Below are 23151 nucleotides of genomic sequence, written 5' to 3'. Positions count from 1 at the left end.
TCGTGATCGAGGACGCCCTCGACCACCTGGTGAAGGGCATCGTCGAGCACCCCGACGAGGTGCAGGTGCGCTCGCGCAACCTGCGTCGGGGGAACACCATCGAGGTGCGAGTGCACCCCGATGACCTCGGCAAGGTGATCGGCCGGGGCGGCCGTACGGCGCGCGCTCTGCGCACCGTGGTCGGCGCCCTCGGCGGTCGCAACGTCCGGGTCGACCTGGTCGACGTGGACAACATTCGCTGACGCCGCTGCTCGTTCAGCCGTCAGGGCTTGTGAGGCCGACCGGGACGCATGTCGTCCCGGTCGGCCTTTCGCATTTCCATCAGCATTTCCGTCGCTTCATGGCTTAGCAGTCCGTCGCTTCGCAGCCCGTCGCTTTTCGTTGCGGCTCAGGAACTCCAGGAGAACGATCACCGTGCAGCTCGTCGTCGGCAAGATCGGCCGTGCCCACGGCATCAGGGGGGACGTCAGTGTCGAGGTCCGCACCGACGAGCCGGAGCTCCGGCTCGGCCCCGGTGCCGTCCTGCTCACCGACCCCGCGTCGACCGGACCGCTGACCGTCGAGTCCGGCCGGGTGCACAGCGGCCGGCTGCTGCTGCGCTTCGCCGGCGTCAAGGACCGCAACGCGGCCGAGGCCCTCCGCGGCACCGTGCTCATCTCCGAGGTCGACCCGGAGGAGAGCCCCGAGGACCCGGAGGAGTACTACGACCACCAGCTGATCGGCCTGGACGTGGTGCTGCTGGACGGCACCCCGGTCGGCGAGCTGACCGAGATCGTCCACCTGCCCTACCAGGACCTGCTCACGGTCAAGAAGGCCGACGGGACGGAGGTGCTGGTGCCCTTCGTCAGCCAGATCGTGCCGACCATCGACCTGGAGAACCAGCGCGCCGTGATCACCCCGCCGCCCGGGCTGATCGACATGGAGCAGGCCGAGGTCGCGGGGACCTCCTCGGCCGAGCGCGGCGAGGACTCGGAGGAGTCGGAGTGACCGTCGAGGAGCGCGCCGGGGCGGGTGTCGAGGTCGGCGCCGAGGTCGGTGTCGGGGTCGGTGTCGGAGTTGGCGCCGATGCGGCGTCGAGCGGCGCGGTGTCGACTGGTGCGGCGCCCGGCGGTGCGGTGTCCGGCGGGGTGCAGAGCGGCATGCGGATCGACGTCGTCACGATCTTCCCGGAGTACCTGGAGCCGCTGGACGTCTCGCTGGTCGGCAAGGCCCGCGCCCGCGGGCAGCTGGACGTGCACGTCCACGACCTGCGCGGATGGACCCACGACGTGCACCGCACGGTCGACGACAGCCCGTACGGCGGCGGCCCCGGCATGGTGATGAAGCCCGAGCCGTGGGGCGAGGCGCTGGACGCGGTGGTCGCCGGCGGCCCCGAGGGCCAGGTGCCCACCCTGGTCGTGCCGACCCCGAGCGGGCGCCCGTTCACCCAGGAGCTTGCCCAGGAACTGGCCGGGCGCCCCTGGCTGGCCTTCACCCCCGCCCGGTACGAGGGCATCGACCGCCGGGTGATCGAGGAGGCCGCCACCCGGATGCCGGTGGTCGAGGCCTCGATCGGCGACTACGTGCTGGCCGGCGGCGAGGTCGCCGTGCTGGTGATGGTCGAGGCGATCGCCCGACTGCTGCCCGGAGTGCTCGGCAACGCCGAGTCCCACCGCGACGACTCCTTCGCGCCGGGCGCGATGGCCGACCTGCTGGAGGGCCCGGTCTACACCAAGCCCGCCGAGTGGCGCGGCCGTGCGGTGCCGGACGTGCTGCTCAGTGGCAACCACGGCAAGATCGCCCGCTGGCGCCGCGAGCAGGCCTTCGCCCGGACCCTGGCGAACCGGCCCGACCTGGTCGAGCGCTGGCAGTACGGCGCCTTCGACAAGAAGGAGCGCGAGGCGCTGAGCATCCTCCGCCTGGCCTGGGACGAGCGGCTCGGCCGATTTCGGTCCACGGCCGTTGATGTGGAAGAATAGGCGGCTGCTGTCTGTCGCTGGTTCCCTCCTGTAGGGGACACGTGGACCGGCGCCCTCGCCACGGGGGGATCGCCGTCAGCCGATGCGGCCCGCAGCGAACCCCATTGTGACGATTTTCCGTGGGCGGCCCGTGGCGCCTGCGATGGAGAGCAACATGAGCAACAAGCTCGCTGCTGTCGACGCGGCCTCGCTGCGTAGCGACATCCCGGCCTTCCGCGCCGGTGACACCCTGAAGGTTCACGTCCGGGTCATCGAGGGCAACCGCTCCCGTGTCCAGGTCTTCCAGGGCGTCGTCATCCGCCGCCACGGCGCCGGCATCGGTGAGACCTTCACCGTTCGCAAGGTCAGCTTCAACGTCGGCGTGGAGCGCACCTTCCCGGTGCACACCCCGGTCGTCGAGAAGATCGAGGTCGTGACCCGCGGTGCGGTTCGCCGCGCCAAGCTGTACTACCTGCGTGACCTCCGCGGCAAGGCCGCGAAGATCAAGGAGAAGCGCGACCGCTGATCCACCGGCCCCCGGCCTCGCCGGGGGATCGGAACGCTCTGAGGGGGCCGAGTGGCCGCAAGGTAAGCTCACCCCCCGATGAGCACGCACGAACCATCCGCGGACCGCGACGGCAGTCCCGCACCCACCGGTGCGGACTCGCTGTCGCGGTCCGCGGTCGTTTCCGGGGGTGGCGTCGTCGGCGCGGAGCGCGCCGACGGGCCTGAACACGCTGAGGTACTGGAGCAGGCCGAGAGCCCGGAGCGGACCGGCGGCTCGGACCAGTCGGACGAGTCGGACCAGGACGAGGAGCCCGGGCGCTCGCGTTCGCGGGACCTGCTGCTGTTGGTCGGGATCTGCCTGACAGCCCTGCTGCTGGTGAACGCCTTCGTCGCGCGTCCCTTCTCGGTGCCCTCCGGGTCGATGGAGGAGACCCTGCGCCCCGGCGACCGGCTGGTCGCGTACCAGCTCGCCTACGCCTTCGGCGGCCATCCCCAGCGGGGCGACGTCGTGGTCTTCGACGGGAGGGGCTCCTTCCTCCGCGAGTCGGCGAAGCCGCCCACGTTCTGGGACGGCCTGCGCTCGTTCGCCCAGGACCTCGGGCTGGCCCCGGCCGGGGACACCGTCTACGTCAAGCGCGTGATCGGCGTCGGCGGGGACCGGGTGACCAGCACCGGGCCGGGCGCGCCGATCACCGTCAACGGCGTGCCGATCGACGAGACCTCCTACCTGTCCCCGGGCGACGACCCGTCGAGCGTGGCCTTCGACATCGTCGTGCCGGCCGGCAAGCTGTGGGTTATGGGCGACCACCGCAGCGCCTCCCGGGACTCCCGCGACCACCTCGGCGATCCCGGTGGCGGCTTCGTGCCCGAGAAGAAGGTGATCGGCCGGGCGGACTGGGTGGTCTACCCGTTCTCGCGCTGGACCAGCCTGGACCGGCCCGCGGCCTTCGCCGCGACTGCGGGGACAGGCGGTCATGGGGACCAGGGGTAGGGGGCGGCTCGACGACCGCCCGGCCGCCGGAGGCCCGACTGGCCCGACTGCGGGGGGACCGGCCGCAGGGGGTCCGGCTTCGGCCGGTCCGGTGCGCGGTGGACCGGGGGAGGACGGCGCGGCAGGCCGTGGACCGGCAGGGGCCCCGTCGGCGCGCGGCCGGGCCGAGCGCCGTCGCAGTGCCCGCAAGGCCGCCCGTCGGCGCAAGCGCTCGCTGGTCCGCGAAGTGCCCATGATCGTCCTGGTGGCCCTGCTGGTGGCGCTGGTGATGAAGACCTTCCTGGTCCAGGTGTTCGTGATCCCCTCGGGTTCGATGGAGCAGACCATCCTGATCGGGGACCGGGTACTGGTGGACAAGCTGACCCCCTGGTTCGGCAGTGAGCCGCAGCGCGGCGACATCGTGGTGTTCAAGGACCCGGGTGGTTGGCTGGAGCGCGACCGCAAGCCGTCCGAGGACGGCCCGGTGCTGGGTGCGGCCAAGCAGGTGCTGACCTTCGTCGGACTGCTGCCCTCCGACAACGAGCAGGACCTGATCAAGCGGGTGATCGGCGTCGGCGGGGACACCGTCGAGTGCTGCGACGCGCAGGGGCGCCTCAGCGTCAACGGCCACCCGGTGGAGGAGTCCTACCTCGCGCCCGGCAACCCGCCGTCCCGGCAGGCCTTCAGGATCCAGGTGCCGCAGGGGCGGCTGTGGGTCATGGGTGACCACCGGGACGTCTCCGCCGACTCCCGTTTCCATATGGGCAATCCGGGACAGGGGACGATCCCGCTGAGCGGCGTGGTCGGTCGCGCGTTCGTGACCGCCTGGCCGCTGGACCGCTTCCATCAACTCGATGCGCCCGGTTCACTCTCCTCTCTCGCCCGGATGCCGCAGGCCGGCGGAACTGCCGCGGGATCGGTGGGCGTTGGGCCGGTTCCTGCGGAACCGCCGCTCGTTATGGGGGTGTTGGGCATCCTTCCGCTCGTCGTTCGCCGGTCGGGGCGGCCTCCGGAGTGAGCCGCACCGGCCGCCGACCGGACGGGCCTCGCGTGTGGGACCGCGAGCCGGATGCCTTGGAGTGATAGAGAAGTGCAGGTGCGGCCGGGAGTGGTCCCGGTCGCGGGCCGAGGCTGTGCTGGTGTCAGGGGAGTCCGCGGTGGGCAGCCCTGAGGCGTTCATGGTCGTGGTGAGCGTGGTGCCCGCTGTGCGGCACTCTGAGCGCGGGCGCGCGGGCGTCCGCACAGCAGGGAGGAGACGTTGTGGGGGATTTGGTGATCGGCGCCCGATCAGGCGCCGGAGAGCCCGAGGGCCCAGGCCGTCGGGCGGACCGGTCCACCGAGTCCGCGGCCTCCTCGGCCTCGGTCGAGGACGCGGCGGCGCAGACCGCCGACGGGCAGGGCGGTGCCGGATCGGAGGACGCCCCGGGCTCCCAGCACGCGGAGGCCGAGCCCGCGGACGGCTCGGAGTCGGAGGCTCCGTCCAAGCCGCGCAAGCAGCGCTCGTTCTGGAAGGAACTGCCGATCCTGGTCGGCATCGCGCTCATCCTCGCGCTGGTGATCAAGACGTTCTTCGTCCAGGCGTTCTCCATTCCGTCGGAATCGATGCAGAACACGCTGCAGGTCGGCGACCGCGTCCTGGTCGACAAGCTGACCCCGTGGTTCGGGGCCGAACCCGAGCGCGGTGAGGTCGTGGTGTTCCACGACCCGGGCGGCTGGCTGAGCGACGAGCCGACCCAGCAGAGCAGCAACTCCTTCCTCCGCGGTGTGCAGGACGTGCTCAGCTTCGTCGGCCTGATGCCCTCCGCCAACGAGAAGGACCTGATCAAGCGGGTCATCGCGGTCGGCGGGGACACCGTCGAGTGCGAGGGCGAGGGGCCGGTCAAGGTCAACGGCGTCGCGCTCAACGAGCCGTACGTCTACCAGGGCAACACCCCGTGCGGCGACCACCCGTTCGGCCCGGTCAAGGTGCCCAAGGACCGGATCTGGGTCATGGGCGACCACCGCGCCAACTCGCTGGACTCCCGCTTCCACATGGACCAGCCGGGCGGCGGCACCGTCCCGGTGGACAACGTGATCGGGCGTGCCTTCGTGGTGGCCTGGCCGGTCGGCCACTGGTCGACGCTGCCGGTGCCGGACACCTTCGACCAGAAGGGCCTGGCGGCGGCCGCGCCGATGGCGCCCCCCGTGGCCGGTGCGGTGGGGGCCGTCGCCCTGCTCCCGCTGGTGCGGCGGGTGCGTGGCCGGGCGGAGAGCCGCAAGGAGTCCTGAGCTCCACCGGATCGTGTTCCGCCGGGTTGCCCCCGGCTCTTGCGCGGGCCGTGGTACCGACGAGTAATCTGCTCGGACGTGCCACGGCCCGCCGGCGTTTCCGCCCGTGCCTCCGGCGTGCCAGTGGTGTTCTCCGGTCGGCCAGAGGTGGACGGTGTCGATGAGCAGTGTCGTGGAGCAGACGGCCGACCACCCGACCGCGCCCGCCCGTGCGGGCCGTCGGCCCGCCGCGGTGCTGCAGGGCGTCGCCCTGGCACTCGGGCTGGTGCTGATGGTCGGCGGCTTCGCGCTGATCGCGATCGACTACCGGCCGTACAAGATCCCCACCGCCTCGATGCACCCGACGCTGCGCGTCGGGGACACTGTGCTCGCCCGCAAAGTCGGCGGCGGCGACATCGGGCGGGGCGACGTGGTGGTCTTCCGGGACCAGGCCTGGGGCGGCGAACTCATGGTCAAGCGGGTGGTCGCGGTCGGCGGGGACACCGTCGCCACCAGCGGGGCCGATCACCGGCTGACGGTCGACGGGCAGCCGGTGGACGAGCCCTACCTCGCGACGCAGGGCGGCCAGGGCCAGCCGTTCAGCGTGACGGTGCCGCAGGGCCGGCTGTTCCTGCTCGGCGACAACCGGGTGGGCTCGCTGGACTCCCGCACCCACCTGGAGGTGGACGGCGGGACCGTCCCGGCCGAGGCCGTCGAGGCGAGGGTCGAGGCCACCGTGCTGCCCTTCGGCCGGACGGGCCTGCTCGACCGGGTCACGGACTTCGACGGCTTCGCGGGCCCGAAGGCCTCGCAGCCGGGGCCGCTGGAGCCCTCCGCCTACGCCGCCGTCGCGGGCGCGGCGCTGATCCTCGTGACCTCCGCGGTGGGCGGGGTGGCGGGTCTGGGCCGCCGGCTCCGGGGGCGCAGCTCCTGAGCGGGGCCGTCGCCCCGCGGGCCGCTCTGCCGAACATCGCCCCGGACGACCGCGCCGGGTGGCAGGATCGGTAGCGCCACCGATGCGAACGGAAGGAGCGTGGAGCGCCGCCATGACAGCACGGCGCCGCAGAGCGGCGCGGATCCTGCTGCTGGACGGGCTGGACCGCATCCTCCTCTTCCTGGGGGCCGACCCGGCCACTCCGGGGGAGACGTGGTGGTTCACGCCCGGGGGAGGCTTGGAGGCGGGGGAGGACGTGCGGGAGGCCGCCGAGCGGGAGCTCGCCGAGGAGACCGGCCTGCGGGGTGTGGACCTGGGGCCCTTGGTGGCGTACGGCACGGTGTCGTTCTCCTTTCAGGGACAGCGCTACGAGCAGGAGCAGTGGTTCCACCTGGCCCGGACCACGGAGACGGTGCTGGACCACTCGGGCATGGGCGCCGACGAGCACGCCCAGTTGCTCGCGGCGCGTTGGTGGACGGTCGAGGAACTGAGGGGGACCGCCGAGACGGTCTATCCGGTCGGTCTGGCGGACTTCCTGGAGCGGCTGCTGGTCGAGGGCCCGCCGGTGGACCCGGTACGGCTCTGACCGTGGGTGCGGTGGTCCACAATGGGTGGACGTGACAAGTTGAGGGGACGCCTGGATGAGTGCCGAAGATCTCGAGAAGTACGAGACCGAGATGGAGCTCAAGCTCTACCGGGAGTACCGGGACGTCGTCGGCCTGTTCAAGTACGTGATCGAGACCGAACGACGGTTCTACCTCACCAACGACTACGAGCTGCAGGTGCACTCGGTCCAGGGCGAGGTGTTCTTCGAGGTGTCGATGGCGGATGCGTGGGTCTGGGACATGTACCGGCCGGCCCGGTTCGTCCGCAAGGTCCGGGTGCTGACCTTCAAGGACGTGAACATCGAGGAACTCGCGAAGAGCGATCTGGAGCTGCCCTCGGACGAGTCCGGCTTCGGGAACTGACGTTGGACGACTCCGTCCCGCGTTGTCCAGCCGAATTTCGCGGGAACGGGGCTTCTCACCCCTGCGGGTGACAGGAGTTGTCCACAGGTCCGAGTTATCCACAGGGAACGGGAATTCCCGGGCCTCGCCGTGCGTGTTGGGGCAGCCTCCTCGGCGGAGGTGGTCACCATGCAGCACACCGTCGTGCAGGACCAGGCCGTACCGGACACGGCCGCAGCCGGGAAGGCCCCGCGGGCGATCCCGGACCGCAGCACCAGGAACGGGCTCGGCCGGTACGGGGAGCGGGTCGCCGCCCGCCGCCTCGCGGAGGCCGGGCTCCGCATCCTGGACCTCAACTGGCGCTGCGCCGAGGGCGAGCTGGACATCGTCGCCCTCGACGGCGACACCGTGGCGGTCTGCGAGGTGAAGACCCGCTCCGAGCGGGGTTTCCAGCAGCCGACCGAGGCCATCGACCGGGCCAAGGCCGCCCGGCTGCAACGCCTGGCCGAGCGCTGGATGGCCGAGCGCTGGCCCGACCACTTCGCCCGGCTGGCCGGCCCCGGCTACGACCCGGGGCCTACCGATCCACAGTGGCCTCCCGCCCCACCGGGCGGGGTGCGGATCGACCTGGTCGCAGTGGTCAACCGGGCGCGGGGTGCGGCCCTGGTCGACCACTTGCGGGGGGTGGTCTGAGATGGCCTTCGCCCGTACCTGTTCCGTCGCGCTGGTCGGCGTCGACGGAGTGATCGTCGAGGTCCAGGCCGATCTGGAGCCCGGGGTGGCCGCGTTCACCCTGGTCGGCCTGCCCGACAAGGCGCTCACCGAGGCCCGCGACCGGGTCCGTGCCGCGGTCGTGAACAGCGGTGAGGCCTGGCCGCAGCGGAAGCTGACGGTCGGCCTCAGCCCCGCCTCGGTGCCCAAGAGCGGCAGCGGCTTCGACCTCGCGGTGGCCTGTGCCGTGCTGGCCGCCGCCGAACGGCTCGACCCCTCCGCCATCGCCGACCTGCTGATCATCGGCGAGCTGGGGCTGGACGGCCGGGTGCGGCCGGTCAGAGGGGTGCTGCCGTCGGTGCTGGCCGCCGCCGACGCCGGGTACCAGCGGGTCGTGGTCGCCGAGCAGACCGCACCCGAGGCCTCGCTCGTCCCCGGGGTGACGGTGATCGGCGTCCGCAGCCTGCGCCAGCTCGTCGCCATCCTGACCGGCGCGGCGGCACCGGAGGAGCCGCCCGATCCGATCGGGGGCAGGCCCGACCCGCTGATGGCCGGCCTGATGCTGCCCAGCGCCGGCGTGCGGGGCCTGCCCGACGACAGGGCGGCCCGGCTGGACATGGCCGACGTGGCCGGCCAGTACGAGGCCCGACGGGCGCTGGAGATCGCCGCGGCCGGAGGACACCACCTCTACCTGAAGGGCCCGCCGGGCGCGGGCAAGACGATGCTGGCGGAGCGGTTGCCCGCGCTGCTCCCGCCGCTGACCCAGAAGGAGGCGCTGGAGGTCACCGCCGTCCACTCGGTGGCGGGGCTGCTCCCGGCCGGGCGCCCACTGATCGACACCGCGCCCTACTGCGCCCCGCACCACTCCACGACGATGCCGGCCATCGTCGGCGGCGGCAGCGGTATGCCGAGACCGGGAGCGGTCTCGCTGGCCCACCGGGGCGTGCTCTTCCTGGACGAGGCACCGGAGTTCCCGGTCCGGGTGCTCGACGCGCTGCGCCAGCCGCTGGAGTCGGGTGAGGTGGTGATCGCCCGTTCGGCCGGATCACTGCGGCTCCCGGCCCGCTTCCTGCTCTGCCTGGCGGCCAACCCCTGTCCGTGCGGCCGGTACTCGCGGCGGGGCGAGGGCTGTGAGTGCACTCCCGCCATGGTCAGCCGCTACCAGGGGCGGCTCTCCGGGCCGCTGCTGGACCGGGTCGACCTCCAGGTCCAGGTGGCCCCGGTGACCAGGGTCGAGCTCATGGAACGGGACACCACGGCGGAGACCACCGAGACCGTCGCGGCCCGGGTGCTGGCCGCGCGGGAGCGGGCGGCGGCCCGGCTGGCGAACACCCCGTGGCGGACCAACGCGGAGGTCCCGGGCCACGAGCTGCGCACCCGCTGGCAGCTCACGGCCGGCGCACTCAACGACGCCGCACGGCAGTTGGAGCGGGGGCTGCTGACCGCCCGGGGCCTGGACCGGGTGCTCCGGGTCGCCTGGACGGTGGCCGACCTCGCCGGCCGCGACCGGCCGGACCAACGGGACGTGCGCACCGCCCTGGTCCTGCGCACCGGGGTGGAGCACGGACTGCCGCTGACCGAGCGGGTCTTCGGGCGGCTCGGTGGGATCCCGGCCCAGCGCGCCAGCCCGGACGGCGACTTGTCCGGGGAGCCCGAGGCGCCTGACGAGCGTTCGCGAAACCAGAAGGGTGAGGCATGAACCAGTTGATGAGGCAACCTCGAATTCCCGGTGGTTCCGATGCCGGGCCCGCCCCCGGGGCCACCACCGAGACCGAGCCGGAACGCCTCGCCCGGGTGCTGCTCGGCCGACTCAGCGAGCCGGGGGACGCGGTGGTCGGTCGATGGCTCGCTCAACTTCCCGCCGTCGACGTGGTGAAGGCGATCCGGGACGGGACGGTGCCAGACCACCCGGGACTGGACGCCACCCGACTGTCCGGGTACCAGGCGCGGCTCCCGGGGCTGGACCCGCGGATGGACCTGAAACGGGTACGGGACGTCGGTGGGCGGTTCATCATTCCGGGGGACACGGAATGGCCCAGCCAACTCGACGACCTGGGTGACGGACGCCCGATCGGGCTCTGGGTGACGGGCACCGGCTCGCTGCGGCTGCTCGCACTGCGCTCGGTCGCGATGGTGGGCTCCCGCGCCTGTACGGCCTACGGCGCCCACGTCGCGGGGGAGCTGTCCGCCCAACTGGCCGAACGCGGCTGGGTGGTCGTCTCCGGAGCCGCCTACGGGATCGACGCGGCCGCGCACCGCGGGGCGCTCGCGGTCGGTGGGACGACCGCCGCCGTACTCGCCTGCGGCGTCGACGTGGCCTATCCCAAGGGCAACGCCGAACTGATCCGGCGGATCGGCGTCCAGGGCCTGCTGGTCAGCGAACTCCCGCCCGGGGAGCACCCGAACCGCTTCCGCTTCGTCCTCCGCAACCGGGTCATCGCGGCGCTCACCCGGGGGACGGTGGTGGTCGAGGCGGCGGTGCGCAGCGGCGCCCTGAGCACGGCCCGACGGGCGCGGGACCTCAACCGCCACACCATGGGCGTCGCGGGCCCGGTGACCTCGGAACTCTCCGCCGGGGTGCACGCCCTGATCCGCAGCGGCGGTGCCACCCTGGTCACCGACGCGGCCGAGATCACCGAGCTGATCGGGGCGATCGGGGAGGACCTCGCGCCGCAGCGCAGCGGCCCGGTGCTCCCGCGTGACCTGCTGGAGCCGGCGGTGGCCCGGGTGCTGGAGGCCGTACCGGCGACGGCGGAGGGCGCGCCGGTCGAGCGGCTGGCCCGGCAGTCCGGCCTCCCGCCGGACGAAGTCCTGCAACGGCTCTACGAGCTGGGGTCGCTCGGCTACGTGGAGCGGCACGGCGCGCACTGGCGCGTGGTGCGGAGGAGGTGAGCGCTGGGACCGGGAACACGTTTGGGTAGAGGGAACGCATGTCGGATCCGCCCGGCTGACCTGCCGATCCGGTTCTGCTGTCCGTCGCCCGGATCCGGTGTGCGAACGCCACCGGATCGGGGGACGACCGAGTGGCGGTAGCGCTTTGCAGTGAGTTGGTCACGCTACGCTCCACATGCCTTCCCTATCAGCACATGACTCGGCAGAACGGCGCAGACCAACGCATGCCCACACACATTCCCGGACACAGAGTGACCGGTGGCGCTCGGTCCTCGGGAGGGCCGCGGACCGAGCGGCGCCCCGCGTCCGACTACCCGTCCAAGTCGGCGGGGACGATGGGAGGCCTGTCCCGCCAGGGCGGGCGGCCGACGGTGGTGCCCCAGCCTACGGATGCGGCCCGGGGTGCCGAGCCGGCCCCGGGCGCCGGCGCGGCCGACCTCGACGGCGCGCTTGTCGGGGCGCCCGCCGGTGTGCCCCCCGGCGCGGTCGCGGCCGGCGCGCCCCGGCCGCCCGGCAGTGCGCCGGCCCGGGGCGCCACCTCTCCGGCGCTCGCCTCGCCGGTGTCCCCGCTCCGCCGGGAGAAGGCGGCGGACGGCGGCCAGGGGCAGGATGTCCGGGAGGTCGCGGCCCAGGGGCGCACCGCCCTCGAAGAGCTCTGGCGCTCCTACAAGGAGACCGGGGACCAGCGGCTGCGGGAGCAGCTGATCCTCCACTACTCACCGCTCGTCAAGTACGTGGCGGGGCGGGTCGGGGTCGGCCTGCCCTCCAACGTCGAACAGGCGGACTTCGTCTCCTCGGGGGTCTTCGGGCTGATCGACGCGATCGAGAAGTTCGACATCGACCGCGCCATCAAGTTCGAGACCTACGCGATCAGCCGCATCCGGGGCGCGATCATCGACGAGCTGCGCGCCCTGGACTGGATCCCGCGCTCGGTGCGGCAGAAGGCGAAGGCGGTCGAGCGGACGTACGCGACGCTGGAGGCCCGGCTGCGCCGGACGCCGCACGAGCCCGAGGTCGCGGCCGAGATGGGCATCGCGATCGAGGACCTGCACGCCATCTTCAGCCAGCTGTCGCTCGCCAACGTGGTCGCGCTGGACGAACTGCTCCACCCGGTGGGGGAGGGCGGCGACCGGCTGAGCCTGATGGACACCCTGGTCGACCACGGTGCGGACAACCCGGTCGAGGTGGCCGAGGACCGCGAGCTGCGCAGACTGCTGGCCCAGGCGGTCAACACCCTCCCCGAGCGGGAGAAGACGGTGGTGACGCTCTACTACTACGAGGGCCTCACCCTCGCCGAGATCGGGCAGGTGCTGGGGGTGACGGAGAGTCGGGTGAGTCAGATCCACACCAAGTCCGTCCTCCAGCTGCGCGCCAAGCTGTCGGACATCCGGTAGGGCGCCGACGACAAGGGCGCCGGCAGCCGGGGACCGACGGCAAGGGTGCCGGCAGCGAAGGTGCCGGCCGGAGGGGTGTCTGCCGTCGGTCGTCAGAAGCCGGTCGCCGGGCCCGGGCCCCGTTCCGATGCGCGGCGCCGTACCGGCCGGAGGTAGGGCTCCGTACAGTGGGACCGTGCCGAAGATCCGAGCGGCCACGGTGGCCGAGCATCGCCAGCTCCAGCGGGCAGCCCTCCTCGATGCTGCCCGCATCCTGCTGACCGAGGGTGGCATGGAGGCCCTGACCTTCCCCGCGCTCGCGGCGCGCGCCGGGCTGGCGCGCTCCTCGGTCTACGAGTACTTCCGCTCCCGCGCCGCCGTGGTCGAGGCGCTCTGTGAGGTGGACCTCCCGCTCTGGGCGGCCGAGATCGAGGCCGGGATGGCGAGCTGCGACACCGCGGTCGAGCGGATCGAGGCCTACGTCCGGGGCCAGCTGGCACTGGCCGCCGACCCCCGGCACCGCGCGGTGGTGGCGATCTCGGCGCTGGAGCTCGACGAGGCCGCGCGTGAGCGGATCAGGGCGGCGCACGGCAGGCTGGCCGGTCTGGTCGGCCGGACGCTGGAGGAACTCGGCCACGAGCAGCCCCGGCTCGCCGCGGCCCTGGTCCAGGGCGTCGTGGAGGCGGCGACCCGCAGGGCCGAGCAGGCCGCGACCGGGGGCCGCGCCGGCTGTGCGACCGAGAGCCCCGAGGAGATCGCCGACGCCGCCGTCGCGATGGTGCTGCGCGGGCTCGTCCGTCCCTGAGCCCGGCTCCGGGCCTGCCCTCGGCCCCGGCCCTGGCTCTAACCCGCACCCCACCCCCGGCCCGGCGCCCTACCCGTCCCCGCCGTCCAGCGGCAGCAGCCGGGCCGTGCCCGCGCCGAAGAGGGCCAGCGGGTCGAGGTAGCGGTTTCCGCGCAGCAGCCCCCAGTGCAGGCAGTCGCGCCCGGCGCAGTGCCGCCCGTCCGGAGCGAGCAGTCCGATCGCCTGTCCGGCGGCCACCGGGGTGCCGACCGGGACGGTGCCGGTGACGGGCAGATAGGTGGTCCGGAGCGGGGGAGAGCCCGAGCCCGGGTGGGAGACGGTCACCACCGGCCGTCCCGCCACCGGCCCGGAGAACGTGACCACTCCGGGAGCCGCCGCCCGGACCTCCGCCCCGGGTGCGGCGGCGAGGTCCACCCCCCGGTGCCCGGCGGCCCAGACCTTCGCCGGCGGCTCGAACCGGCCCAGCACCCCGTCCGAGCCACCCACCGGCCAGGCCCGCGCACCACCTCGCCCGGCCTCGCCGCCCGGGCCCGGAACGCCGACCGCACCGACCGCACCGACGGCACCGAAGCCTCCCCGAGCCCGTGAGGCTCCTGAGACGCCCGAGGCATAGGAAGCCCCCGGCACCGAGAGCACGACCACGAGCACCACCGCCACCCACAGCGGCAGCACCCCGTGAGCCCGCCGACCGGCCCGACCCACCCGGCCCACCCCGATCACCCCGATCACCCCACCGAACCACCCGCGACCAGTCATGCCCGCAGGCTCGCCCCCGCGCCGCCCCCGCACCACCCACATCCGGATTCCTGTGGACAAACCGCCCCCACGCCCGAGCGCCATCCCCCGGGCGGGTGTACGGGCGCCGCCATCCGGTGTACAAACGGCATACCGGCGACGGACCCGGGGCAGGCGGTCGACCGACCTGCGTCCGCCCCCGCACCCGCCTCCGCGCCCACGCCGAGCTCCACCTCCGACTCCACCCCCGGCCGCCCCGCGCGACCCGCCCCGACCCCGCCGCGGCCCCACGGGAACGCTGCCGCAGCCCCACCGGAACCCGCCCACCCCGGCCGTTCCCCGGGCTCCTCCCAGGTCCTCGGCGGGCCCCCGGCCACGCGTGGAGTCGCCCGCCCCTCGGCGCTTCCCGTACACTTCACACGCGACCCGGTCCGCCGGGTCGACTTCGCACGCCCCGCCACCGGCGGCCGGACGCGGTTCGTCCGCAGCCCCGCCAGGTGCGAGTGCCGCTCGGTCCGCCGAGCCCGACCGGCCCCCGGGCCGGAAGGGTGGTAGCGGCTCGGCACGTTCGGGGCGTCAGGCGTGGCTGTCACCTGGCCGCCACGGACAAACCGAGACTGACCCGGCTGTGGGCTATCGCTGCGACGCAGTGCCGCTGCCGGGCCGTAACACCAAGGAGTACGGCAATGGCCGTCGTCACGATGCGGGAGCTGCTGGAGAGCGGCGTCCACTTCGGTCACCAGACCCGCCGCTGGAACCCGAAGATGAAGCGCTTCATCATCACCGAGCGCAACGGCATCTACATCATCGACCTCCTGCAGTCGCTGAACTACATCGACCGCGCCTTCGAGTTCATCAAGGAGACCGTTGCCCACGGCGGCAGCGTCCTCTTCGTCGGCACGAAGAAGCAGGCCCAGGAGGCCATCGCCGAGCAGGCCACCCGCGTGGGCATGCCCTACGTGAACCAGCGCTGGCTCGGCGGCATGCTGACCAACTTCTCGACCGTCTACAAGCGCCTTCAGCGTCTGAAGGAGCTCGGCGAGCTGGACTTCTCGGACGTGGCCGGCTCCGGTCTCACCAAGAAGGAGCTCCTGGTCCTCCAGCGCGAGCACGACAAGCTGGAGAAGACCCTCGGCGGTATCCGCGACATGCAGCGCGTTCCCAGCGCCGTCTGGATCGTGGACACCAAGAAGGAGCACATCGCGGTCGGCGAGGCCCGGAAGCTCAACATCCCGGTCGTCGCCATCCTCGACACCAACTGTGACCCGGACGAGGTCGACTACAAGATCCCGGGCAACGACGACGCGATCCGCTCCGTCACCCTGCTGACCCGCGTGATCGCCGACGCCGTGGCCGAGGGCCTGAAGTCCCGCGCCGGTGTCGCCAAGGGCGACGCCAAGGCCGAGCCGGGCGCCGACCAGCCGCTGGCCGCCTGGGAGAAGGACCTCATCGAGGGCGAGAAGAAGGCCGAGGAGGCCCCCGCCGAGGCCGCCGCCGAGGCCCCCGCCGCCGAGGAGGCCGCTGTCGAGGCCCCCGCCACCGAGGCGCCGGCCGAGCAGGCCTGACGTACCAAGGGTGAGGGGCACCGGCCGGTACGAAGCCGGCAGGTGCCCCTCTCTCCCGCGCCGGGACCGAACCAGCGGTCCCGGCGCATCCCCACGCAGACACGCGAGACGCGAGAAGAGATTCACACCATGGCGAACTTCACCGCCGCGGACGTCAAGAAGCTCCGTGAGCTCACCGGCGCCGGCATGATGGACTGCAAGAAGGCCCTGGACGAGGCCGAGGGCAACGTCGAGAAGGCCGTCGAGCTCCTGCGCATCAAGGGCCAGAAGGGCGTTGCCAAGCGCGAGGGCCGTGACGCCTCCAACGGCGCCGTCGCCGCGCTCATCGCCGAGGACAAGAAGTCCGGCGTTCTGGTCGAGCTGAACTGCGAGACGGACTTCGTCGCCAAGGGTGACAACTTCGTCCAGGTCGCCGACGCCATCGCCGCCCACGTCGCGAAGACCGCCCCGGCCGACCTGGACGCCGCCCTGGCTTCCGAGATCGAGGCCGGCAAGACCGTCCAGCAGTTCGTCGACGAGGCCAACGCGACCCTGGGCGAGAAGATCGTCTTCCGTCGCTTCGCCCAGTTCGACGGTGACGGCTTCGTCGCGGTCTACCTCCACAAGACCAGCCCCGACCTGCCGCCGGCCGTCGGCGTCCTGGTCGAGCTGGACAAGGAGAACGCCGAGGTCGCCAAGGACGTCGCGCAGCACATCGCCGCCTTCGCGCCGAAGTACCTGTCCCGCGAGGAGATCCCGGCCGAGGAGCTCGAGAACGAGCGCCGCGTCGCCGAGGCCACCGCCCGCGAGGAGGGCAAGCCGGAGGCCGCCCTGTCGAAGATCGTCGAGGGCCGCGTCACGGGCTTCGTGAAGGAGAACTCCGTCCTGGAGCAGGCCTTCGCGAAGGACAACAAGAAGACCGTCGCCAAGGTCCTCGAGGAGAACGGCGTCGCCCTCAAGCGCTTCGCCCGCTTCCGCGTCGGCGCCTGAGCCACGTTCCACCTGGTCCCCGGCCCCCTTACGCTGGGAACCGCCCCCGCCCGCTGACCGGGGCGGGAGGAACGCCGAACGGGCTCACCCCGCGCCTACCGCCAACGGGCGGGCTCGCGTCGGCACCATGAACGACGAGGAGGCCATTGCCGTGCAGGACACCGAACCGGTTCCCGCGGCAGTGGCCTCCTCGCGTGTACGCGCAGGCCGGGCATCCGCACACCCGCGTCTGTGACCAGTAGGTGCAAAAAGGAGAAGTCCATGCAGGAGACGCAGGAGACCGCGCAGGACCCCAAGGCCGGCTCGCGCCGCCGGGTGCTGCTCAAGCTGTCCGGTGAAGCCTTCGCCGGTGGTGGCGGGCTCGGCGTCGACCCGGACGTCGTGCACGCGATCGCCCGGGAGATCGCCACCGTCGTCCGTGCCGGTACCGAGGTCGCGGTGGTCATCGGCGGCGGCAACTTCTTCCGGGGTGCCGAGCTTCAGGTCCGCGGCATGGACCGGGCCCGCTCCGACTACATGGGCATGCTCGGCACCGTCATGAACTGCCTGGCGCTGCAGGACTTCCTGGTCAAGGAAGGCATCGAGACCCGGGTCCAGACCGCCATCACCATGGGCCAGGTCGCCGAGCCGTACCTGCCGCTGCGGGCCGTCCGGCACCTGGAGAAGGGCCGTGTGGTGATCTTCGGCGCCGGTATGGGCATGCCGTACTTCTCCACCGACACCACGGCCGTCCAGCGCGCCCTGGAGATCCACGCCGACGTCCTGCTGATGGGCAAGAACGGCGTGGACGGCGTCTACGACTCCGACCCGCGGACCAACCCGGACGCGGTCAAGTTCGACGCGCTGGAGTACTCCGAGGTCATCGCGCGCGACCTCAAGGTCGCCGACCTCACCGCGATCACGCTGTGCAAGGACAACAACCTGCCGATGCTGGTCTTCGAGCTGCTGGCGGAGGGCAATATCGCGCGTGCGGTGAAGAGTGAGAAGATCGGCACACTCATCAGCCAGGATTCTGTCCGGGCCTGAGCAGCAACCAGCCGTACGGGACGGCGGCGGCGCCGTGACCGGCCGCCGCGCCGACACCGGTCGGGACAACAGCAGATGAACCGGACAGGGAGACCACAGTGATCGAAGAGACCCTCCTCGAGGCCGAGGAGAAGATGGAGAAGGCCGTCAGCGTCGCCAAGGACGACCTCGCGGCCATCCGCACCGGCCGCGCGCACCCGGCGATGTTCGCCAAGATCGTCGCGGAGTACTACGGCGCCGTGACGCCGATCAACCAGCTGGCCTCCTTCTCGGTGCCGGAGCCGCGGATGGCGGTCGTCTCGCCGTTCGACAAGACCGCGCTGAAGGCCATCGAGCAGGCGATCCGCGACTCCGACCTGGGCGTCAACCCGTCCAACGACGGCTCGATCATCCGCGTGGTGCTGCCCGAGCTGACCGAGGAGCGCCGCCGGGAGTTCATCAAGATCGCCCGTACCAAGGGCGAGGACGCCAAGGTCTCGATCCGCGCCGTGCGCCGCAAGGCCAAGGACGCGATCGACAAGCTGGTGAAGGACGGCGAGGTCGGCGAGGACGACGGCCGCCGCGGCGAGAAGGAGCTCGACGACACCACGGCCAAGTACGTGGCCCAGGTCGACGAGCTGCTGAAGCACAAGGAAGCCGAGCTGCTCGAGGTCTGATGAACGACGCCCCTGACGCCCCCGGCTACTGGGGCCCGTCCGACCAGCAGTTCCAGCCCTACCGCCCGGCGCCGCACCCGCAGGCCGCCCCTGTCCCGGCCCACCCGGCGCCGGGGTACGGCGCGCGGCCTGCGGCGCCGGCCCCGGGGCATCCCGGTCACCCGGGCGGCCACGCCGTGCCCCCGGGCACGCCGGGTGTCCCCCCGGGAGCGCCGGGCCTCCGTTCGGATCAGCCGCAGCAGCCTCCGGTGTACTGGGGCGGCGACGCGGAGGAGACTCAGGTCATGCCTCCCGTACCGGCCGAGCCCGGCCCGCCGCCCGGCACGCCCGACCACGGTCGGTCGGCCGGCCGCGGTCGGCCCGCGGCCCACGGGCGGCCCGCCACCGGCGGCCCGGCCGACCCCGCCGAGGGGCAGGCCCGGGGGGCCGGTCGGCTGAGCGGCCCGCTGTTCCGGGACGAACAGCCCGAGCCGGCGCCGCCGGGCGTCACGGAGACGGTCGTGCTGCGCGCGATATCCGACGACGCCGCCCCCGCCCCCGCCCCCGGTCACGGCACCCCGCCGCACCCGGGGGCACCGGTGCATCCCGCGCCGCCGGCGAACCACCTGGCGGCCGGGCAGCCCCGCTTCGTGCCGTCGTCCCTCCCAGGGCAGGAGACACCCGTGGCCGCCCAGCCCGCTCCGCAGCCGCAGCCGCGCAAGCAGCGCGGTGGCCGTAACCTCCAGGCCGCCATAGGCGTGGGCGTCGGCCTCGGTGCGGTGATCATCGCCTCGCTGTTCGTGGTGAAGGCGCTGTTCCTGGTCGTCGTGATGGCCGCGGTCGCGGTCGGCGTCTGGGAGCTGACCAGCCGGCTCGCCGAGCGCAAGCAGATCAAGGCGCCGCTGGTCCCGCTGGTCGTGGGCGGCATCGCGATGGTCGCCACCGGCTACTGGTCCGGCATCCAGTGGGCCGCCGCCTCGCTCGCGCTGACCGGGCTGGCGGTGATGGTCTGGCGGATGGCCGAGCCGCCGGAGGACTATCTGCGGGACATAACGGCAGGCGTGTTCACGGCCTTCTACGTGCCGTTCCTGGCCACCTTCGTGGCGATGATGCTGGCGGCCGACGACGGCCCCCAGCGGATCGTGCTCTTCCTGATCGTGACGATCTGCAGCGACACCGGCGCCTACGCGGTGGGCTACAAGTTCGGGAAGACCAAGCTGGCCCCGACGATCAGCCCGGGCAAGACCCGCGAGGGCCTGGCCGGCGGCATCGGCCTGTCGATGCTGGCGGGCGCGCTGCTGATGGAGCTGATCATCGACGGCGGCAGCTGGTGGCAGGGCCTGATCCTGGGCGGCTGCGCGGCGGTCACCGCGACCCTGGGCGACCTGGGCGAGTCGATGATCAAGCGCGACCTCGGGATCAAGGACATGGGCACGCTGCTGCCCGGCCACGGCGGCATCATGGACCGGCTGGACTCGCTCCTGCCGACCGCCCCGGTGGTCTGGCTGCTGCTGGCGGCCTTCGTCGGCAGCTGACCCGCCCGGGCGGGACGTACGAGGTGAGGGCCCCGGACGCCTGGCGTCCGGGGCCCTCGCGCGTCTGCGACACTGGAACAACCATGCCTAAGCCCGGAGAACTCACCTTTGTCGCGCCGCGCGGCGCCAAGCCCCCGCGACACCTCGCCGACCTGAGCCCCGCCGAGCGCAAGGAGGCCGTCGCCGAGCTGGGCGAGCAGCCGTTCCGCGCCAAGCAGCTCTCCAACCACTACTTCGGCCGGATGTCGAACGACCCGGCGAGCTGGACGGACATCCCCGCCGCCAGCCGGGAGAAGCTCACCGGGAGCCTGCTGCCCGAGCTGATGTCGGTGGTCCGGCACGTCTCCTGCGACGACGACGCCACCCGCAAGACGCTCTGGAAGCTGTTCGACGGCACGCTCGTGGAGTCCGTGCTGATGCGCTACCCGGACCGGGTCACCATGTGCATCAGCTCGCAGGCCGGCTGCGGCATGAACTGCCCGTTCTGTGCCACCGGCCAGGCCGGTCTGACCCGCAACCTGTCCACCGGCGAGATCGTCGAGCAGATCGCCTCAGGGATGCGCGCGCTCAAGGCGGGGGAGATCCCCGGCGGCGAGGCGCGGCTGTCCAACGTGGTCTTCATGGGCATGGGCGAGCCGCTGGCCAACTACAACCGGGTGCTGGCCGCGATCCGCCGGCTGACCGACCCGGCCCCGGACGGCTTCGGCCTGTCCCAGCGCGGCATCACGGTCTCCACCGTCGGCCTCGTCCCGGCGATGAACCGGTTCGCCGACGAGGGCCTCAGCTGCCGCCTGGCGCTGTCGCTGCACGCCCCGGACGACGAGCTGCGCGACGAGCTGGTCCCGGTGAACACCCGGTGGAAGGTCGCCGAGGTGCTGGACGCGGCCTGGAACTACGCGGAGAAGTCCGGCCGCCGGATCTCCATCGAGTACGCGTTGATCAAGGACATCAACGACCAGGCCTGGCGGGCCGACCTGCTCGGCCGCCTGATCAAGAACCACCGGGTGCACGTCAACCTGATCCCGCTGAACCCGACCCCGGGTTCCAAGTGGACGGCCTCCCGGCCCGAGGACGAGCGCGAGTTCGTCCGCCGCCTCCAGTCGCACGGCGTGCCGACGACCGTCCGCGACACCCGCGGCCAGGAGATCGACGGCGCCTGCGGCCAGCTCGCCGCGGCGGGCTAGGACAGGAGCCGGGCGCCAGGCGCGTGGCGCGGGTCAGCGCAGGCCGGCGGCCGCCAGTGCGGCGGTCGCCCCGCCGGTCAGCAGCAGCGTGCTGCCCACCGCGAGGGTGCGCAGCGCGACCGCGCCGAACAGCAGCCGGGGCGAGGTGCCGAGGCGCAGCAGCGCGTCGGTGACCTCCCGGCGGTCGGTGCGGACCTCGGCGAGCCGGGTGACCACCGCGGCGGCCGCGCAGCCGAGCACCAGGCAGGCCTCGATAGCGGGCAGCGCGTCGGCGCTGTCGGGCGTGCCGATCCAGTAGCGGACGGTGGTGAGCACCAGCGCGACGGCGAGGGTGAGCACGGCCAGCGGTGCGCCGAGCCGGCGGGCCTGGGCGGTGAGCCCGCGCCCGGCCAGCAGCCGCAGCGGGGTGGGCCGTCCGACGGCGAGCAGCCGCCCGGCCCAGCCCAGCAGCGGGCCGGTGAGCAGGGCGAGGCCGAGCGCGCTGGCGGCCCAGCCGCCGAGGGCGGCGGTGCTGGTGCTGCCGAGCCCGGCGGGCAGGTGGATCGGGCGGCCGTCGGCGGCGGCGCCGGGGCGCAGGGCGATGAGTTCGAGCGCGGCGCCGATGACGCCCAGTCCGGTCGCCAGGGCGATCCGCCAGACGCCGAAGCCGGTCGGGGCCTGGGTGCGGCCGCCGGGCAGGGTCTCGGTGACGGGCACCGCGCAGGCGGCGGCGGTGCCGGCGGTGAGCGGGACCAGGGCGAGCAGGGCGACCGGTGCGGCGGCCGGCAGCGGCACGCCCATGCCGAGGTCGGGGGCGAGCCCGGGCCCGGCGACGTCGTTGCGCAGCACCAGGAAGGCCAGCAGGGTCAGCACGCTGCCGAGGGTGGAGGCGAGCGCTACCTCACCGGCGATCAGTGTCCGGATCCGGTGGGAGCCGGCTCCGGCGGCGGTGAGGCCGGCGATCCGCTCGGGCCGCCGGGCGGGCACCGCGCGGGCGGCGACGGCCGCGAACCAGGCGACGGCGGCGAGCGGGGGCAGGCACCAGAGCAGCCGGGCCAGCGGGCCGGCGCCGCCGGCCGGGTCGCTCATCGCCCGGCCGAGGGAGCGCAGCAGGAAGGCGGCGACCACGGCGGCGGCCAGCGCGGTGAGCAGCCAGCGGCCGAGGTCGGGCACCCGGTAGCCCCGGGCCAGACGGAAATAGAACACGTCGACTCTTTCAGCGGCTCGGCGGCGTTCGGTGGCTCGGCGTTCGGCGGCCCGGCGCCGTCAGCGGCGGGTGGCCGTGACGGCGGGCGCCCCGTTGGTCCCGGGGGCGGTGGTGCCGCGGGGGACGGGGGCGACGGGGGCGGTGAGCCGTCCGTCGACGAGGGCGACGGCGCGGTCCGCGAACCGGACGAGTTCGGCGTCGTGGGTGGCCAGGACGAGGGTGAGCTGGTGGGACCGGGCCGCGCTGGTCAGTATCCGCATGACCTGGTCGGCGGCCTCGCGGTGCAGCGGGGCGGTGGGGTCGTCGGCGAAGACCACGGGCGGCAGCGGGGCCAGGGCGCGGGCGACGGCGACCCGCTGGCGCCGGCTCTGGACGAGCCGATCGGGGCGCAGCCGGGCGCAGTCGCCGACGTCGAGGCGTTCCAGCCACTCGTCGGCGGCGGTGTAGGCGGCCTTGTTGCCGGCCCCGGCGAGCAGCAGCGGCAGGGCGACGTTCTCCCGGGCGGTCAGTTCGGGCACCAGGTGGGGCTCCGAGCCGACGAAGCCGAAGCGGTCGCGGCGCAGCCGTTCGCGGCCGGCTCGGGCGAGGGTGTGCACGGGGGCGCTGTTGAACCAGACCTCGCCCTCGTCGACCGGGAGCTGCGCGGAGAGGCAGCCGAGCAGGGTGCTCTTGCCGGAGCCGCGCGGGCCGGTGACGGCGAGCACCTCGCCCTCGCGGACGCCGATCGAGATGCCGCGCAGGGCGGGGGTGCCGTCATGGGACTTGACGATCCCTCGGGCCCACAGCACGTCGTTGTCAGGCGGTGCCGCTGACATGAGGATCCATCCTGGGTGGCCGCAGGGATATGACAGTCGTCAGATTAGAACGAGGGGGCCGGGTCGCGGTTGCGGCGCACTGGTCCATCACGGGCAAATCACCCGCATTCAGGCATGTTTGGTCGTACGACTGTGATGTTGAGCGGACCGGGGACGCCGAAGGGCGGCCCCGCGGGGA

24 protein-coding genes are annotated in these 23151 nt (G+C 73.0%); 21 read left to right on the top strand and 3 right to left on the bottom strand.

Going from position 1 to position 23151, the window contains the following annotated elements:
• The first annotated feature begins 2 nt into the window (after positions 1–2).
• The 15 genes from ACLWS4_RS31500 (at position 3) to ACLWS4_RS31430 (ending at position 13323) form a co-directional block, all read left to right on the top strand.
• Positions 3–242: an RNA-binding protein gene (locus ACLWS4_RS31500; protein ID WP_030056773.1), complete on the top strand. Its 240-nt coding sequence runs from the start codon at positions 3–5 to the stop codon at positions 240–242.
• A gap of 172 nt (positions 243–414) precedes the next feature.
• The gene (rimM, locus tag ACLWS4_RS31495) at positions 415–987 is read left to right on the top strand and encodes a ribosome maturation factor RimM (RefSeq protein WP_074001521.1); all 573 of its coding nucleotides are present in this window, start codon (positions 415–417) and stop codon (positions 985–987) included.
• Between the two features lie 152 nt (positions 988–1139).
• Entirely contained in the window at positions 1140–1958 is an 819-nt protein-coding gene (trmD, locus tag ACLWS4_RS31490) for a tRNA (guanosine(37)-N1)-methyltransferase TrmD (RefSeq protein ID WP_416875928.1), read from the top strand.
• A gap of 154 nt (positions 1959–2112) precedes the next feature.
• The gene (gene rplS, locus ACLWS4_RS31485) at positions 2113–2463 is read left to right on the top strand and encodes a 50S ribosomal protein L19 (protein ID WP_030306736.1); all 351 of its coding nucleotides are present in this window, start codon (positions 2113–2115) and stop codon (positions 2461–2463) included.
• A 78-nt stretch (positions 2464–2541) separates the two neighbouring features.
• Positions 2542–3435, top strand: coding sequence for a signal peptidase I (lepB, locus tag ACLWS4_RS31480; RefSeq protein ID WP_416875920.1), 894 nt, complete (start codon positions 2542–2544; stop codon positions 3433–3435).
• 232 nt (positions 3436–3667) lie between these two features.
• Positions 3668–4432, top strand: coding sequence for a signal peptidase I (gene lepB / locus ACLWS4_RS31475; RefSeq protein ID WP_074001522.1), 765 nt, complete (start codon positions 3668–3670; stop codon positions 4430–4432).
• A gap of 242 nt (positions 4433–4674) precedes the next feature.
• Positions 4675–5682: a signal peptidase I gene (gene lepB / locus ACLWS4_RS31470; RefSeq protein WP_074001523.1), complete on the top strand. Its 1008-nt coding sequence runs from the start codon at positions 4675–4677 to the stop codon at positions 5680–5682.
• A 160-nt stretch (positions 5683–5842) separates the two neighbouring features.
• Positions 5843–6595, top strand: coding sequence for a signal peptidase I (gene lepB / locus ACLWS4_RS31465; RefSeq protein ID WP_079271908.1), 753 nt, complete (start codon positions 5843–5845; stop codon positions 6593–6595).
• A gap of 112 nt (positions 6596–6707) precedes the next feature.
• The gene (locus ACLWS4_RS31460; protein WP_049650392.1) at positions 6708–7181 is read left to right on the top strand and encodes an NUDIX hydrolase; all 474 of its coding nucleotides are present in this window, start codon (positions 6708–6710) and stop codon (positions 7179–7181) included.
• A gap of 55 nt (positions 7182–7236) precedes the next feature.
• A complete protein-coding gene (locus ACLWS4_RS31455) occupies positions 7237–7563 on the top strand; it encodes a DUF2469 domain-containing protein (RefSeq protein WP_030056781.1) in 327 nt (108 codons plus the stop codon).
• 168 nt (positions 7564–7731) lie between these two features.
• Positions 7732–8235: a YraN family protein gene (locus tag ACLWS4_RS31450; RefSeq protein WP_079271927.1), complete on the top strand. Its 504-nt coding sequence runs from the start codon at positions 7732–7734 to the stop codon at positions 8233–8235.
• A 1-nt stretch (position 8236) separates the two neighbouring features.
• Positions 8237–9952 carry a YifB family Mg chelatase-like AAA ATPase gene (locus tag ACLWS4_RS31445; protein ID WP_079271909.1) on the top strand — a complete coding sequence of 572 codons (1716 nt, stop codon included), beginning with the start codon at positions 8237–8239 and terminating at the stop codon, positions 9950–9952.
• 8 nt (positions 9953–9960) lie between these two features.
• Positions 9961–11145 (top strand): DNA-processing protein DprA, encoded by a 1185-nt coding sequence (gene dprA / locus ACLWS4_RS31440; protein ID WP_416875919.1) that lies wholly within the window; start codon positions 9961–9963, stop codon positions 11143–11145.
• 374 nt (positions 11146–11519) lie between these two features.
• Positions 11520–12539 carry an RNA polymerase sigma factor WhiG gene (whiG, locus tag ACLWS4_RS31435; RefSeq protein WP_416875918.1) on the top strand — a complete coding sequence of 340 codons (1020 nt, stop codon included), beginning with the start codon at positions 11520–11522 and terminating at the stop codon, positions 12537–12539.
• Positions 12540–12738: 199 nt separating this feature from the next.
• Entirely contained in the window at positions 12739–13323 is a 585-nt protein-coding gene (locus ACLWS4_RS31430) for a TetR/AcrR family transcriptional regulator (RefSeq protein WP_074001588.1), read from the top strand.
• Between the two features lie 69 nt (positions 13324–13392).
• On the opposite strand, the gene ACLWS4_RS31425 is transcribed toward ACLWS4_RS31430, so the two are convergent.
• Positions 13393–14079, bottom strand: a complete 687-nt coding sequence (locus tag ACLWS4_RS31425; protein ID WP_416875917.1) for a murein hydrolase activator EnvC family protein — start codon at positions 14077–14079, stop codon at positions 13393–13395.
• Positions 14080–14744: 665 nt separating this feature from the next.
• Here ACLWS4_RS31425 and rpsB point away from each other — a divergent pair.
• The 6 genes from rpsB to rlmN all read left to right on the top strand — a co-directional run bounded on the left by rpsB (position 14745) and on the right by rlmN (position 20972).
• Entirely contained in the window at positions 14745–15623 is an 879-nt protein-coding gene (gene rpsB, locus ACLWS4_RS31420) for a 30S ribosomal protein S2 (protein ID WP_049657635.1), read from the top strand.
• 129 nt (positions 15624–15752) lie between these two features.
• Positions 15753–16592: a translation elongation factor Ts gene (gene tsf / locus ACLWS4_RS31415; RefSeq protein ID WP_074001524.1), complete on the top strand. Its 840-nt coding sequence runs from the start codon at positions 15753–15755 to the stop codon at positions 16590–16592.
• Positions 16593–16853: 261 nt separating this feature from the next.
• Positions 16854–17618, top strand: a complete 765-nt coding sequence (gene pyrH, locus ACLWS4_RS31410; protein WP_030056790.1) for a UMP kinase — start codon at positions 16854–16856, stop codon at positions 17616–17618.
• Between the two features lie 98 nt (positions 17619–17716).
• The gene (gene frr, locus ACLWS4_RS31405; protein WP_049657639.1) at positions 17717–18274 is read left to right on the top strand and encodes a ribosome recycling factor; all 558 of its coding nucleotides are present in this window, start codon (positions 17717–17719) and stop codon (positions 18272–18274) included.
• A 284-nt stretch (positions 18275–18558) separates the two neighbouring features.
• On the top strand, positions 18559–19788 hold the full coding sequence (locus tag ACLWS4_RS31400) for a phosphatidate cytidylyltransferase (RefSeq protein WP_375877491.1): 1230 nt from the start codon (positions 18559–18561) through the stop codon (positions 19786–19788).
• Positions 19789–19871: 83 nt separating this feature from the next.
• The gene (gene rlmN / locus ACLWS4_RS31395; protein WP_074001525.1) at positions 19872–20972 is read left to right on the top strand and encodes a 23S rRNA (adenine(2503)-C(2))-methyltransferase RlmN; all 1101 of its coding nucleotides are present in this window, start codon (positions 19872–19874) and stop codon (positions 20970–20972) included.
• Positions 20973–21005: 33 nt separating this feature from the next.
• On the opposite strand, the gene ACLWS4_RS31390 is transcribed toward rlmN, so the two are convergent.
• Both ACLWS4_RS31390 and ACLWS4_RS31385 read right to left on the bottom strand, forming a co-directional pair.
• Positions 21006–22157: a hypothetical protein gene (locus ACLWS4_RS31390; protein ID WP_416875916.1), complete on the bottom strand. Its 1152-nt coding sequence runs from the start codon at positions 22155–22157 to the stop codon at positions 21006–21008.
• 60 nt (positions 22158–22217) lie between these two features.
• On the bottom strand, positions 22218–22973 hold the full coding sequence (locus tag ACLWS4_RS31385; protein ID WP_416875915.1) for an ABC transporter ATP-binding protein: 756 nt from the start codon (positions 22971–22973) through the stop codon (positions 22218–22220).
• Positions 22974–23151 lie beyond the last annotated feature (178 nt).

Origin of the sequence: Kitasatospora sp. SC0581, from assembly GCF_048159585.1 — a bacterium.
GTDB lineage: Bacteria > Actinomycetota > Actinomycetes > Streptomycetales > Streptomycetaceae > Kitasatospora.
This window is presented reverse-complemented; position numbering and strand designations above follow the sequence as displayed.